General features: G+C 75.1%; 15 protein-coding genes. 8 read left to right on the plus strand and 7 right to left on the minus strand.

Going from position 1 to position 13,896, the window contains the following annotated elements; all coding sequences use genetic code 11:
• Together crtI and ACFXGA_RS22335 are read right to left on the minus strand one after the other, a co-directional pair.
• The coding region (gene crtI / locus ACFXGA_RS22330; protein ID WP_378090784.1) for a phytoene desaturase family protein at positions 1-846 on the minus strand (846 nt) is incomplete at its 3' end.
• A gap of 16 nt (positions 847-862) precedes the next feature.
• The gene (locus ACFXGA_RS22335) at positions 863-1,969 is read right to left on the minus strand and encodes a polyprenyl synthetase family protein (protein ID WP_378090749.1); all 1,107 of its coding nucleotides are present in this window, start codon (positions 1,967-1,969) and stop codon (positions 863-865) included.
• A gap of 147 nt (positions 1,970-2,116) precedes the next feature.
• Between ACFXGA_RS22335 and ACFXGA_RS22340 the strand changes: the two genes are divergently transcribed.
• The 4 genes from ACFXGA_RS22340 (at position 2,117) to ACFXGA_RS22355 (ending at position 5,481) form a co-directional block, all read left to right on the plus strand.
• Positions 2,117-3,244, plus strand: coding sequence for a phytoene/squalene synthase family protein (locus tag ACFXGA_RS22340; RefSeq protein WP_378090750.1), 1,128 nt, complete (start codon positions 2,117-2,119; stop codon positions 3,242-3,244).
• A 15-nt stretch (positions 3,245-3,259) separates the two neighbouring features.
• Positions 3,260-4,222 (plus strand): DUF5914 domain-containing protein, encoded by a 963-nt coding sequence (locus tag ACFXGA_RS22345; RefSeq protein WP_378090751.1) that lies wholly within the window; start codon positions 3,260-3,262, stop codon positions 4,220-4,222.
• A 79-nt stretch (positions 4,223-4,301) separates the two neighbouring features.
• A complete protein-coding gene (locus tag ACFXGA_RS22350) occupies positions 4,302-4,586 on the plus strand; it encodes a WhiB family transcriptional regulator (RefSeq protein ID WP_378090752.1) in 285 nt (94 codons plus the stop codon).
• A gap of 28 nt (positions 4,587-4,614) precedes the next feature.
• On the plus strand, positions 4,615-5,481 hold the full coding sequence (locus ACFXGA_RS22355; RefSeq protein ID WP_378090753.1) for a MerR family transcriptional regulator: 867 nt from the start codon (positions 4,615-4,617) through the stop codon (positions 5,479-5,481).
• A gap of 210 nt (positions 5,482-5,691) precedes the next feature.
• On the opposite strand, the gene ACFXGA_RS22360 is transcribed toward ACFXGA_RS22355, so the two are convergent.
• Entirely contained in the window at positions 5,692-7,242 is a 1,551-nt protein-coding gene (locus ACFXGA_RS22360) for an FAD-dependent oxidoreductase (protein ID WP_378090754.1), read from the minus strand.
• Complete coding sequence (locus tag ACFXGA_RS22365) at positions 7,239-7,361, minus strand: hypothetical protein (RefSeq protein ID WP_378090755.1); 123 nt, start codon at positions 7,359-7,361, stop codon at positions 7,239-7,241. Before ACFXGA_RS22365 ends, ACFXGA_RS22360 begins: the two co-directional genes overlap by 4 nt.
• A 188-nt stretch (positions 7,362-7,549) precedes the next feature.
• On the opposite strand from ACFXGA_RS22365, the gene ACFXGA_RS22370 reads away from it, so the two are divergent.
• On the plus strand, positions 7,550-7,948 hold the full coding sequence (locus ACFXGA_RS22370; RefSeq protein WP_378090756.1) for an SSI family serine proteinase inhibitor: 399 nt from the start codon (positions 7,550-7,552) through the stop codon (positions 7,946-7,948).
• Positions 7,949-7,984: 36 nt separating this feature from the next.
• Positions 7,985-8,581 carry a short chain dehydrogenase gene (locus tag ACFXGA_RS22375; RefSeq protein WP_378090757.1) on the plus strand — a complete coding sequence of 199 codons (597 nt, stop codon included), beginning with the start codon at positions 7,985-7,987 and terminating at the stop codon, positions 8,579-8,581.
• Positions 8,582-8,764: 183 nt separating this feature from the next.
• On the opposite strand, the gene ACFXGA_RS22380 is transcribed toward ACFXGA_RS22375, so the two are convergent.
• A complete protein-coding gene (locus ACFXGA_RS22380; protein WP_378090758.1) occupies positions 8,765-9,352 on the minus strand; it encodes a hypothetical protein in 588 nt (195 codons plus the stop codon).
• A gap of 180 nt (positions 9,353-9,532) precedes the next feature.
• On the opposite strand from ACFXGA_RS22380, the gene ACFXGA_RS22385 reads away from it, so the two are divergent.
• Positions 9,533-10,423, plus strand: a complete 891-nt coding sequence (locus ACFXGA_RS22385; protein ID WP_378090786.1) for a trypsin-like serine peptidase — start codon at positions 9,533-9,535, stop codon at positions 10,421-10,423.
• 160 nt (positions 10,424-10,583) lie between these two features.
• Positions 10,584-11,834, plus strand: a complete 1,251-nt coding sequence (locus ACFXGA_RS22390) for a protein kinase (RefSeq protein WP_378090759.1) — start codon at positions 10,584-10,586, stop codon at positions 11,832-11,834.
• Between the two features lie 137 nt (positions 11,835-11,971).
• Here the strand turns inward: ACFXGA_RS22390 and ACFXGA_RS22395 are convergent, their stop codons facing one another.
• Positions 11,972-13,267 (minus strand): RNA polymerase sigma factor, encoded by a 1,296-nt coding sequence (locus ACFXGA_RS22395; protein ID WP_378090787.1) that lies wholly within the window; start codon positions 13,265-13,267, stop codon positions 11,972-11,974.
• Positions 13,264-13,683 (minus strand): YciI family protein, encoded by a 420-nt coding sequence (locus ACFXGA_RS22400; RefSeq protein WP_378090760.1) that lies wholly within the window; start codon positions 13,681-13,683, stop codon positions 13,264-13,266. Before ACFXGA_RS22400 ends, ACFXGA_RS22395 begins: the two co-directional genes overlap by 4 nt.
• Positions 13,684-13,896 lie beyond the last annotated feature (213 nt).

The raw sequence follows: 13,896 nt of genomic DNA on the forward strand, positions 1-13,896 counted from the left end.
GGTCGCGATAACCACTGCGTCGCACGGGAAGCGGTCGGTCGCCGTGCGGACCGCGGTCACGCGCGCGCCGGCGCGTTCCAGCTCCCGCACCCCGGCGCCGTAGTGGAACCGCACGCCCGCCGCCTCCGCCGCGTCCGCGAGGGCCCGGGGCACCGCCCGCATGCCGCCGCGCGGGAACCAGACGCCGGCCACCGCGTCCATGTAGGCGATCACGCCGTACGCCGCGAGCGCGTCGGCCGGCGACACCCCGGCGTAGAGGGCCTGGAACGTGAAGACGCGGCGCAGCCGGTCGTCGTGCACGAACCGGCCGACCGCCCGCGACAGCGACCCGAAGCCGCCGAGCCGGGCGAGCGCGAGGAGGTCGCGGCCGACCAGGTCGAGGGGCGAGTCGAAGGCCGAGCCGATGAACCGGTCGCGCTCCACCCGGTAGAGCCGCGTGAGCCAGGAGCGCAGCGCCCGGTAGCCGCGCGCCTCCCGGTCACCGGCCAGCTCGCGCACCGCCTCCTCCATCGCGGCCGCGTCGGTGTGGACGTCGAGCGTGCTGCCGTCGGCGAACCGCGCCCGGTACGCCGGGTGCAGCGGCACCAGGTCGAGGTGGTCGGCCAGCCGCCGGCCGACCGCCGCGAACGCCTCGTCCAGCAGGTCGGGCATGGTCAGCACGGTCGGCCCGGTGTCGATGCGGTGCCCGGCCACGTCCAGCCGGCCCGCCAGTCCGCCGGGGTGGGCGTGCTGCTCCAGCACCGTCACCTCGTGCCCGGCGCCGCGCAGGTGCAGCGCGGCCGACAGACCCGACAGCCCCGCGCCGACCACCACCACCGAATCCGTCCGGCCGCGCACCACGCGCACCACGGTGTCCTCCCCCTCAGCCGTGACGCCGGACGGCGCGGACCGCCAGGCGCCTCAACCGCGCGCGGGCCACCTCGTCCACGTCGGCCCGGTCGAGCGCGGCGAGACCGCTCGCGGTCAGCGCGTCGATGTGCCCCTCCACGGCCTCGACCGCGCCGAGGTCGACCAGCAGCGCCCGTGCGGCGGACACCAGCTCCTCCGTCACCGGCGCGCCGCCGAGGCAGCGCGAGAGCGTCCGCACCGCGGCGTGGTCGCCCGCCGCCGTGGCGTGCGCCACCGCGAGCGCCATCAGCGGGGTCCGCTTGCCCTCGCGCAGGTCGCCGCCGACGGGCTTGCCGGTCACCTCGCTGTCGCCGAACACGCCGATCAGGTCGTCCCGCAGCTGGAACGCCACGCCGACGTCCTGCCCGAACGCGCGCAGGCACGCGATCACGTCCGGCGGCGCGTCGGCGAGGGCCGCGCCGAGGTGCAGCGGCCGTTCGACGGTGTACGCGGCGGTCTTCAGGGCGGCGACGCGCAACGCGCCCTCCAGCGAACCGTCCCGGCCGGCGGTCGCGCGCAGGTCCAGGTGCTGCCCGGCCATCATCTCCGTCCGCATCGCCTGCCACGGCCGCCAGGCCCGTTGCAGGGCCGCCGGGGACAGCCCGGCGGTGACCAGCGCGTCGTCCGCCCAGGCCAGCGCCAGGTCGCCGACCAGGATCGCGGCGCTGTCGCCGTGCCGGCGCGCGCTGCCCGCCCACCGGCGCCGGCGGTGCTGTGCGGCGAACGCCTCGTGCGCCGCCGGCCGGCCCCGCCGGGTCTCCGAGCGGTCCATCACGTCGTCGTGGACGAGCGCGCAGCACTGCAACAGCTCCAACGCCACCAGCGCGCGCACGGTCGCCTCGGCCGCGTCGCCGCGCACCTCGCCACCGGCGGCGCGCCACCCCCACCACGCGAACGCCGGCCGGATCCGCTTGCCGCCGGCCAGGACCAGCGCGTGCAGCTCGTCCACCAGCTCGCGGGCGGCGTCGACCGGCGGGCGGGTCCGGAAGAAGTCGTCGAGCGCGGCCGCGAACCGCGCGGTGAACTCGTCGGGAGCCGGGGACGTGGACGTGCCGGGGTCCAGGTCGGCCAACAGCGACATGCGTCGCCCCCTCGTGGTGTCCGGGATGTCGTGGTTGGAGCTAAGCAGCGCCGCGCGGGGTCCGCACAACGAGCGCACTGGTCATGCGAAGCGACCGGGGCCGACCTAGCGTGAGCGCAGTGCCGTCACGGGAGAGGACGCCGACGCATGTCCGCTGAGCGGGAACTGGATGCCGCCGGCATCACCGAACCGTCGTTGCGCGAGGCGTACCGGCGGTGCCGGGCGCTCAACGCCGCGCACGGCCGGACGTACTACCTCGCCACGCGGATGCTCGGCCCCGGGCAGCGGCCCGCCGTGCACGCGCTGTACGGGTTCGCGCGGTGGGTGGACGACATCGTGGACGACCTCCACAGTGGGCTGGAGGAGAAGGTCGCGGGCCTGGCGGCGGCCGACGCCGCCCTCACGTCCGCGCTCACCGATGCCGCCGGCCGACGCGGACCTCGCCGACGCGCACGGCCGGACCTCGCCGCCCGGACCGATCGCCAACCGGTCACGCCCGCGGCGGACCGCGGCACGGCCGCCGACCGGGTCACGCCCGCGTCGGATCGCGCCGCAGCGGCCGACCGGGTCGTGCCCGCGTCGGATCGCGGCACGGCCGCCGGCTCGGTGGTGGTCGCAGGGGACCGGGCGGTCGAGCCGGTCGTGGTCGCGCTCGCCGACACCGTGCGCCGGTACGACATCCCGGCGGAGCACTTCCGCGACTTCCTGGCGTCCATGCGGATGGACCTGACCGTGACCGACTACGCGACGCGGGCCGAGCTGTCCCGGTACGTGCACGGCTCGGCGGCGGTCATCGGCCTTCAGGTGCTGCCGGTGCTCGGCACGGTCGGGCCGAGGGAGGAGGCGGAGCCGGCCGCCGCCGCGCTCGGGATCGCCTTCCAGCTCACCAACTTCCTGCGCGACGTCGGCGAGGACCTCGACCGCGGCCGGGTGTACCTGCCCGCCGACGAGCTGGCCGCGTTCGGCGTGGACCGCGACCGGCTGGCGCACGCGCGGGCCACCGGTCGGGCGGACGACCGGGTCGCGGCGGCGCTGCGCGACCAGGTCGCCCGCGCCCGCGAGGTCTACGCGCGGGCCGTGCCGGGTATCGCGTTGCTCGCGCCCCGGTCGCGGACCTGCGTCAGCACCGCGTACCGGCTGTACGGCCGGATCCTCGACCTGGTCGAGGAGGCCGGCGCCGACGTGCTGTCCCGGCGCGTCGTGGTGTCCCACGGCAGGCGGCTCGCCGTGGCGCTGCCCGCGTTCGCCAAGGCCGTGCTCGCCCGCGCCGCCTGATCCCCGAGGAGAGAGATGCCGAAGCGTTCGCCGCTGCGCACCTTCACCAGTCCGGCGTGGTCCAACCAGGAACCGACCTGGCGGGACGCGAAGCCGGCGCTCATCGAGGCCGCGTTGAAACGCGCCACCGCCCGGCCGTCCGGCAACTGGTTCGTCGTCGGCGCGAGCCGCGACGTCGGGCGCGACGCGCCGCTCGGCCGGACCGTCGCCGGGCGCGAGGTCGTGCTGTGGCGCGGACCCGGTGGCGTGCTGCTGGCCGGTCCCGGGGCGTGCCCGCACCTCGGCGCGCCGCTGTGCGACGGCGCGGTCGCCGGCGGGGAGCTGGTCTGCCGCTGGCACGGGCTCGCGCTGGGCGGCGGGCGGTTCGGCGGGTGGAGCCCGTACCCCGCGCACGACGACGGCGTCCTGGTGTGGGTGCGGCTGGACGACGTGGGCGGCGAGGAACCGCTGCCCGAGCCGGTGCTGCCGGCGCGCCCCGCCGGCGGCGCGGTGGACGCGGTCGCGTCCCTGGTCGGCCGCTGCGAGCCGGAGGACGTGGTGGCCAACCGGCTGGACCCGTGGCACGGCGCGTGGTTCCACCCGTACTCGTTCGCGAACCTGCGGGTGCTGGAGACGCCGACCGAGGAGGACGACCGGTTCCTGGTCGAGGTGACGTTCCGGGTCGCGGGCCGGCTCGGCGTGCCGGTGACGGCCGAGTTCGACTGCCCCGAGCCGCGGACGGTCGTCATGCGGATCGTCTCGGGGGAGGGGGAGGGCAGCGTGGTCGAGACCCACGCCACCCCGCTGGACCAGGGCCGCACGGCGGTCGTGGAGGCGACCATCGCGCAGTCGGAGCGACCGGGGTTCGCGCTGGTCAGGCACGCCGCACCGGTCATCCGGCCGCTGATGCGCCGGGTCGCCGCGCGGCTGTGGCGCGACGACCTGGCCTACGCCGAGCGCCGGTACGCGCTGCGCGCCAAGGGGTCGTTGCCGGGCTGACGGCGCTCAAGTTGAAGCGATTCTGAGTCGAATTTAGGATGGGTGGACCAGCGTTGTCGACTCGCAGAGGACGTGCGCCATGCCCGAGCTCTCCCGCCTGCCCCGCCCGGTCGCCGAGTCCTGGGACTGGCAGCTGTCCGGCTTGTGCCGCGGCATGGACAGCGCGTACTTCTTCCACACGCCCAACGAACGCGGGTCGGCCCGCGAGCAGCGGGAGGCGGCGGCCAAGGCGATCTGCCAACGCTGCCCGGTGATGCGGCAGTGCCGGGAGCACGCGCTGGAGGTGCACGAGACGTTCGGCATCTGGGGCGGCCTCGGCGAGAGCGAGTTGAGGGCTATGCTCTCCGAGCGCGCCAGGAAGTGAGCGTGCCAGGGAACGGGCCCGGAGTGCGATGAGCTGGACACCCCGCGCGGTCGCGGCGATGCTCGGCATCTCGCCCACCACGCTCCGCACGTGGGACCAGCGCTACGGGCTGGGGCCCTCCGGGCGCACCGCCGGTGGGCACCGCCGCTACCGCGACGACGAGGTCGAGCAGTTGCGGCGCATGGTCGCCCTCACCGCGCGGGGCGTCGCCCCGGCCCAGGCCGCCGAGCAGGCGCGACAGCCGACGACGGCCCGTCCCGAACCGACCCGCCCGGCGCTCACCGCGGCCACCGCCAAGGCGGCCCGGCGCGGTGTCCTCACCGCCGCCGACCGGCTGGACGAGCCGGGGGTGCGCCGGCTCGCGGCCGACCTGATCGGCGCGCACGGCGTCGTGGCGGCGTGGCAGGCGGTGCTGTCGCCGTTCTTGGTCGAGCTGGGCGAACGGGTGCACCGACGCGGCTCGGGCGTCGAGGTCGAGCACGTGGCCAGCACCGGCCTGCTGCACGCGCTGCGCGCGGTGCCGCACGCGGGCGGCACCGGCACGCTGGCCGCCCTGCTGTCGTGCGCGCCGGACGAGCAGCACACGCTGGCGCTGGAGGCGCTGGGCGCGGCGCTGTCCGAGGAGTCCTGCTCGTGGCGCAGCCTCGGGGCGCGGGTCCCGGTGCCCGCGCTGTGCGACGCGCTGGACCGGCTGCGGCCCGCCGTGGCGGTGATCTGGGCGCACCACCCCGACCTGGCCGCCACCGTGCCGATCGAGGACCTGTGCCGCCGCACCACCGCCGTCCTCGCGGTCGCCGGACCGGGCTGGGACGACGTCCCGCTGCCCGACGCCGTGCGCCGGCCGCCCACGTTGCCGGACGCCGTGCGCCTGATCGTGGACCAGGCGCACGTCTAGGGCGCGAGGGACGCCCGAGTGGAGGGCGGTCCCGGACGGGTGATCGATCGCGCCGGCGGTGCGGGATCGCCACGACTCGTCGCCACCTGGCCGCCTCCGGCTACCGCCCGGCGGCCCGGCTCCCGGTTGCCGAGGTCCGTTCGGCGGCGGCTTGGTCCCCGGTCGCGTTCAGCTCCCCGCCGGCGCGGCCTTCCCGGCCGCCCACCGCGATCACCGCCCGGGTCGCGCATCCCCCGTCCGGGACGGCGTCCGCCCCCAGCGGCGGGCGACCGCGCGCAGCGCCGGCACCCGGCCGGTGGTCGGCACGCTCCACAAATCCGTCCCCGCCACGCCCCACCGGCCCAGCAACCGGTTCGCCGCGGCGAACCCCGTGGTCGCCGCCCGTTCCATCAGCGCGACCGGCAGGTCGATCCGCACCAGGTCGCCCGCCAGCACGAGGAAGTCGTCCGGGGTCCGCACGGTCGGCCGGTGGGCGAACCCGCCCGCCGGGAACAGCGGGCAGTCGGCCCGCAGCTCGTGCCGCTCGTCCACGACGACGGCCCGCTTGGTCTCCGGGTAGACCTCGGTCAGCGACTCCCACAGCCGGACCCGGGGATCGGGCTCGTCCGCGGGCAGCGCGTACCCGTGCAGCTCCACCACCGAGCCGCCGGTGCGCGCGGCCCACGCCCGCGCCTCGTGCTCGTAGTGGTCCAGCACGCTCACGTTGTCCAGCAAGCCGTAGCCGCTCGTGCCCAGGAACCCCGGCCGGTCCGGATCCACCGGCCGGTCGAGCCAGTACCGCGACACCAGGAACGGCGGCGCGGTCCGCAGCGCGGCGATCCGCGCCCGCCAGGCCGCATCGCCCAGCCGGGGCGACGCGGCGACGACGCGGCGCAGACCCGGCACGTCCGCGGCCAGCACGACGGCGTCCGCGTCGAGCCGGTCGCCGCCCACCTCCACCGCGAACCGCCTGGCACCGCCCGGTTGCACGGACCGCACCTCGACGCCCCGGCGCACGTCCACCCCCAGCGCGGCGAGGTGGCGGCCCAGCGGCTCCCACAGGCCGTGCGGGAACGGGTCGGCGGCGACGTCGAACAGCAGGCCCTCCGCCGAGCCGAGGAAGTAGACGTGGAACATCAGCGCCAGCTCGGCCGCCGACATGTGGCCCGGGTGGGCGAAGAAGCTGCGGGAGAACACCTCGAACGCCAGCGCGTGCGCGGACTCGGGGAAGCGGATCCGCTCCAGGTACGTCGCCGCGTCCAGCCCGTCCAGCTCCCGGTAGACGCCCGGCACCGACACGTCCAGCAGCGGCAACGCCGCCCGCGCGTCCACCGACCGCAGGTCCGGCCAGCGGAACGTCGGGCTGCGGCGCAGGAAGGCCAGCGCGTTCCAGGGCGGGGTCGTGGGGAGCCCGGCGAACCCGTCGCGGTGGCCGCCGGGGTGCCACAGCGGGTAGTCCGGCAGGCCGACCAGCGCTCGGCCGCCGGGGTCGACCCGGCGCAGCAACGCGCGCAGGTTGTAGTACTGCCGGAAGAACGCGTGGAAGCCCCGGGTCATGGTGACCCGGCTGCCGTCCGCGAGTTCGGTGGGCCAGCCGCCCACCCGCCCGCCGAGGTGCTCCTCGCGCTCGCACACGACGACCCGCGCGCCGCGCTCGCCGAGGATCGTCGCGGCGGCCAGCCCGGCGATGCCCGCGCCGACCACGACCACCGTCGGCACGTCCCCCTCGAACCGCGTGCGACCGGCGGGACCCACGACCCGCACGGCCTTGCGGTCGATCACGGCTGCCCGGCCGGGTCGGCGAAGGTGCGCGCCACGCCGAGCCGCCGCCCCGGCGCGCGACCGACTGAGGCGGACCACCGCTTGGCCCGCGCGAGCAACCCGGCGGTCAACCGCGTCATGCGCACCCCTTCCGTCTTCGCTGTCCCGACCGTAGGAGGGCGCGGGCCGGTCCGCATGACGGATGCCCCGCGGGCGAACGGCAGACCGCGCGGGTGTGAATCCTTGGCACACTGGGCGACACACCGTTGCCGTCCGCCACCGGTTCGGGTTCCAGCTGATCACCGTCGATCACTCGGAGGACACGACCATGTCCGTCTCCCGGTTGCTCCCCGCACTGGCCATCGCCGCCGCGCTCGCCGCCGCGCCCGCCTCCGCCTCATCCGCCGCAGCGGCCCCGGCCGCCACCGCCGACCTGACCATCACCGTCCACGACCCCCTCGGCTCGGCCGTCCGCCAGTACCAGCTCACCTGCGACCCGGACGGCGGCACGCACCCCCGGCCCAAGGCGGCCTGCGAGGCGATCCGCACGACCCCGGAGGCGGTCAAGCCCGTGCCGCCGACGACGAACTGCCGCGACGTCGTCTACGGCCCGGAACGCGCCAAGGTCTCCGGTCTGCTGTTCGGCGTCCCCGTGACCGCCGAGTTCCGCCGCACCGACTCCTGCGAGGAGGCCCGGTGGCAGGCGTGGCTGCCGGTCTGGGGCTGAGCGGCACCGCGCCGGCGACCGCTCTAGCGTGACCGCATGAGAATCCTGCTCGTCGGAGCCGGCGGCACGCTCGGCTCGGCCGTCCACACCGCCCTCGCCGGACGCGGCCACGAGGTCGTCACCGTCGGCCGCTCCAGCGGCGACCTCCGCTACGACGTCGCCGACCCGGCCCAGGTCACCGAGCTGTACGACCGCGTCGGCCGGGTCGACGCGGTGGTCGGCGCGGCGGGCGACGTGCCGTGGAAGCCGATCACCGAGATGACCGCGGCCGACTACGAGGCCGGGTTCCGGGGCAAGGTGCTGAGCCAGGTCGAACTGGTCCGGCAGGGCATCGGCCGGGTCGCCGAACGCGGCTCGTTCACCCTGATCACGGGTGTGCTGGCGCGCGAACCCGTCCCGTCCGGCAGCGCGTCGTCCCTGGCCAACGGTGCGGTGGAGGCGTTCGTGCGGGCGGCGGCCGTCGAGATCGCGCCTCTGCGGGTCAACGCGGTCAGCCCGACCGTCTTCACCGAGAGCCTGGACGACTACGGCGACTTCTTCCCCGGCATGGCCCCGGTCGACCTGGCCGACGTCGCACGGGCCTACGTCAGGTCGGTCGAGGGCGCGCAAACCGGTCAGGTCTACGTGCCGTAGCGCCTGGTAGACGACGTGCTCGCCGCCGTCCACGACCCGCCTTGCTCACCCCGTGGGCGATCGACGACCCGCCCGCGCGGTAGCCGGAGGTAGGCGAGCTTCGATCATGCGCAAGCAGCGCCGCCGCACCGGCCCCCGACCCGCGCCGGAGGCCGGGGGAACCGGTTGTACGGCGGATTTGTCCTACCGCGACTGGAGCGCGTCCACCGCCACGGCCTGCGCGATCACCAGGCGGCGGTCGACGTGCGGGTCGGCGATCCGGATCAGGTAGTGGTCCCGCACCCAGGTCTTCTTGTCGACGCTGAACACGGGCTGCCCGCCGCGCACGAAGTCGAAGTGGTAGCGGAACGGGAACGGCACGTTGTTCACGAACGGCAGGAAGCCCCACACCCGGCGCAGGATCGCGAGACCCGCGTTGCGCTCGCTGCCGGTGGCCGTCGGCGCGCCCGGCTGGTCGAGGTGCCAGGTGGAGTTGGTCAGCGACTTGCCGAAGTCCTTGCGGAACTGGCCGATGGGCCGCCCGGCCCCGTCCGTCACGTCGTAGCCGCTGCCCAGGTCGATCACCTTGCGCGCGCGGAACCCGGCGAGCACCTGGCCCTTGCCGGCGTCGGTGTAGATGGTCACCTGCTCCTTGAACGCCATCCGCTTCTGCTCGACGAACGCGACGAGCGGGCCGGGCTCGCCGTTGTCGTCGGCGAAGATCTCGTAGCGGTTCACCATGAAGGTGACCTTCTGGTGCATGTGCAGCGCGTTCGTCGCCTGCGAGAGCATCATCGTCCCCCTGCGCTCCGGTTGGCCCGCAGTCTCTCACTCGTCCGGGTTATTCCGGTGGTCGGGACTCCTCCGGTGAAAGCCATGCTCACCCGTTTGTCGGACACCACTGGGCGTTGCGCTGAGTAATTTCCTCCTCACGGACCCTGCCATTGATCGACCCACGAAAGGTGGAAGATCATAAACCGTGCTGTGCAACGGCTCGTCACCCTCGCGAGCGCGTTGACGTTGTCGCTGATCAGCGTCCAGCCGGCCCAAGCCGTCGCACCCGGCGGGTACTGGACCCCGGAGCGGATGCGCGCCGCCGTCCCGCTCGACCTGCGCGCGGCCTCCGCCTCCGCACTGCGCGCCGACGTGCCGGCGGGCGAACCCGTCACCATCGCACCGCTGGCCATCCCCAACGGCGGCAGCGCGTGGACCGGCGGCGGCAGGGTCGTCTCGACGGCCGGCCGGGTGTTCTTCACCTACCAGGGCCGCAACGCCTCGTGCAGCGGCAACGCCGTCACCAGCGGGAACAAGAGCACGGTCATCACGGCCGGGCACTGCGTGAAGCTCGACGGCGCGTACCACACCAACGTCGCGTTCGTCCCGGCCTACGACAACGGCAACGCCCCGTACGGCACGTGGACCGCCCGCGCCACGTTCGCCACACCGCAGTGGCACGCGAGCGAGGACATCAACTACGACATCGGCGCGATCGTCGTCAACCAGCTCAACGGGCAGAGCCTCACCGACGTCGTCGGCGCGCAGGGCATCGCGTTCAACCAGACGCGCGCCGCCGACATGTACGCGTTCGGCTACCCGGCCGCCGCGCCCTACGACGGCACGAAGCTCGTCTACTGCAGCGGGCGGACGTTCAACGCGTTCCTCAGCAACGGCATCGGCATGACGTGCGACATGACCGGCGGCGCCAGCGGCGGTCCGTGGTTCCGCTCGTTCTCCGAGGCCACGGGCACCGGCACGGTCAACTCGGTGAACAGCTACAAGATCAACCTGATCCCGACCTGGATGTTCGGCCCGTACTTCGGCGCCGACGCCCAGAACCTCTACAACCAGGCCCAGGCCGCCTGATCGCGGGGCGGGGGGGGGGGGGGGGCGGCCGAGCACAACCCCCCCCACCACCCCGCGGGGGGTGGTGGGGACCACGACCGCCTTCCCGGGACCGTGGTTTGAGCGGGACGGCGAACGGGCACCTGTGGGTGTCCTGCGTCCCCGACCGGAGGGTGTGCCGGTGTCGCTCCCCACCAGTGACGAACTCCTGGCCGGGCGTTACGTGCTGGGCGAGACGCTGGGCTTCGGCGGTATGGCCGAGGTGCGGCGCGGATGGGACACGGTGCTGCGGCGGGAGGTCGCGGTCAAGCTGTTCCGGCCCAACGCCGACGTGGACGCGGCGCGGCGCTTCGACAACGAGGCCCGCACGCTCGCCCGGCTGTCCCACCCCGGCCTGGTGTCCGTGCACGACGCCGGCGACGGCGACGGCACGCCGTTCGTGGTGCTGCGACTGGTGGAGGGTCGCACGCTGCGCGGCCGGATCACCGACGGGCCGCTGTCGGTGGCGGAGGTGCGGGAGCTGGGCGCGCGGCTTGCCGACGCGCTGGCCTACGTGCACGAGCAGGGCGTGGTGCACCGCGACGTCAAGCCGTCCAACATCCTGCTCGACGTCCACGGGACGCCCCACCTGGCCGACTTCGGGCTGGCGCACCTCGCGGGCGCGACCCGGTTCACCCGCACCGACCAGCTGGTCGGCACCGCGGCCTACCTGGCTCCGGAACAGGTGCGCGGGGGCGACGTGGGCCCGCCCGCCGACGTCTACTCGTTCGGCCTGGTGCTGTTGGAGTGCCTGACCGGTCGCCGCGAGTACACGGGCGGCGACGTCGAGGCGGCGGTCGCCAGGCTGCACCGGCCGCCGTCCGTGCCCGCCGACCTGCCCGCCGACCTGGTGCGCCTGCTGTCGTTGATGACCGCCCTGTCGGCCCGTCGCCGACCGACCGCCCGCGAGTGCGCCGAGGTGTTGCGGACGGGCGAGGTGCCCGCCGGTCTCGCGGCGGTCGGAGCGGACGACCCGACGCTCGACCCGGACGACCGCACCCTCGACGTGGACGACCGGACGCTCGACGTGGAGGACGCGACGCTCGACGTGGACGACCGGACGCCGGACGTCGTGCCGGCGCCGCGCCGGGAGGTGCCGGTGAAGGCGCTGGTAGCGTCGGCGGCGGGGTTGCTCGGCGCGGTGGGCGTCGCCTGGGCGCTGGTGCCGGGCCCCGCGCCCGCCACGTCCTCGCCCGCGCCGTCCTCGACGCCCGTCGTCGAGCGCACGACACCCCCGGCCGACCCGCCCGAGCAGGTCGTGATCGCTACCACCACTGTCGCGCCGCCCGTCGCGGAGGACGTGCGGCCCGCCGGTCCCGGCCCGATACCCGACCACGCCCACAAGGGCAAGGGGAGCGAGAAGGGCAAGGGACCGGGCAAGGGCAAGCCCTGACCCGCGGACCCCCGGGAGGTGGGCCGCCCCGCCGGCCCCGTCCGCGAGCCGCCGGAGTGGTGGCGGTGGTGCTCCCACGCACGAGCCGCCCCGCTCGAACGGCTGCCCGGCGGTCTACCGGCGGAACAGCGCGGTCCTCACGTCGGTGGCCCGAGGTCGGCGAGCTTGCGCTCCAGCACCGCCCGTTCCCGCTCGTTGCCGCACCGCCGCACGGCCAGCTCCAGGTCGACCCGCGCCTCGTCCGGCCGACCCAGGCGGATCAGCAGCTCGCCGCGCACGCTCGGCAGCAGGTACGAGTTCGCCAACGCGTCCGCGCCCGCCAGGTCGTCCACGATCGGCAGCGCCGCGGCCGGTCCGCGCGCCATCGAGACCGCCACCGCCCGGTTGAGGTCGACCACCGGTGACGGCGCGAGCCGGCCGAGCGCCTCGTACAGCAGCACGATCCGCTCCCAGTTCGTCTCCGCCACCGACGGGGCGACGGCGTGGCACTCGGCGATCGCCGCCTGCAGGCCGTACGCGCCCAGCCCGCGGCCCACCTGCCCGGCCCGCGCCAGCGCCGCACGTCCCCGCCGGATCGCCGACCGGTCCCAGCGCCGCCGGTCCTGGTGCTCCAGCAACACGGCCTCGCCGTCCGGGCCGGTGCGCGCCGGGAACCGCGCCGCGGTCAGCTCCAGCAACGCCAGCAGGCCGAGCACCTCGGGCTGGTCGGGCACCAACCGGCTCAGCACGCGGGCCAGGCGCTGGGCCTCGCCCGCGAGGTCGAACCGGATCAGCTCGTCGCCGGAGCCGGCCGTGGACCCCTCGGTGAAGATCACGTAGATCACGTTGAGCACCGAGCCCAGCCGGGCCGCCCGCTCCTGCGCCGGCGGCACCCCGAACGGCACCCTGGCCGCCCCGAGCGTCTTCTTCGCCCGGGTGATCCGCGCCTGCACGGTCGCGGTCGGCACCAGGCACGCCCGGGCGATCTCGTCGCTGGTCAGACCGCCGACCACGCGCAGCGTCAACGCCACCCGGGCCTCCCGCGACAGCACGGGGTGGCACGAGATGAACATCAGCGCCAGCACGTCGTCGTCGATCCGGTCCGGGTCCCACAGCACGTCGTCGGCCGCGGCGGGCGCACCGCCGGAGGTGGCGTCGCCCTCGCCCAGGTCGTGCGCGAGGGCGGCGTACCTCTCGTCCAGCGCGGAGCGCCGGCGGAACGCGTCGATCGCGCGCCGCCGGCCGACGGTGAGCAGCCACCCCGCGGGGTTGGCCGGCACGCCGTCGCGCGGCCAGCCCACCAGCGCCTCGGCCAACGCCTCCTGCGCCAGGTCCTCGGCCAGCGCGAAATCGCCGGTGTAGCGCGCGAGCGCACCGACGATCCGCGCCGACTCGATCCGCCAGACCGCCGCGACCGCGGCGCGACCCGTCGGGTCGCTCGCCGACCCCGTCAGAGCTGGCCGGTGGCTTCCCGCCACGCCCGTTCCTTCCGGATCCACTCGTTGTCCTGCGGGAACTCGTCGATCGAGGTCACCCGGCGGATCTCGGTCTTGAACCCGGGACCGCTGATCGGCGACCGCCTGGCCCACTCGACGGCCTCTTCCTTCGACGCCACGTTGAGGATGTAGAAGCCGTTGAACAGCTCCTTCGTCTCCCCGTACGGGCCGTCGGTCACGACGGGCGGCTCCGACGAGTAGTCCACCACCACGCCCTCGGCGGCGTCGGCGAGACCCTCGGCGGCCACCAGCACGCCCGCGCGGATCAGCTCGTCGTTGTACTTGCCGACCGTCTCCAGCATCCGGTCGAAGTCGATCTCGCCCATCGCCGCGAACGCCTCGTCGGTCGCGCGCATGATCAGCATGTACTTCATCGTCCGGTCTCCCTGACCTCGTCCGGGCCGTCTTCCCGGCCCGCTCACCCACAGGTCGAACGGACCCGGCCGTGGATCGACACACCCGCCGAACTTTTTTCCGCGGGCGCCGGCAGCCTACTTCGGACGGCCACTGAGGAGGGTGCGATGCGGGAGATCGGGGCCGCGGGGGGGGGGGGGGGGGCCCCGGCGCGCGGGGGGGCCCGCGCGCGC

Origin of the sequence: Actinosynnema sp. NPDC059335 (genome assembly GCF_042752395.1) — a bacterium.
Taxonomy (GTDB): Bacteria; Actinomycetota; Actinomycetes; order Mycobacteriales; family Pseudonocardiaceae; genus Actinosynnema.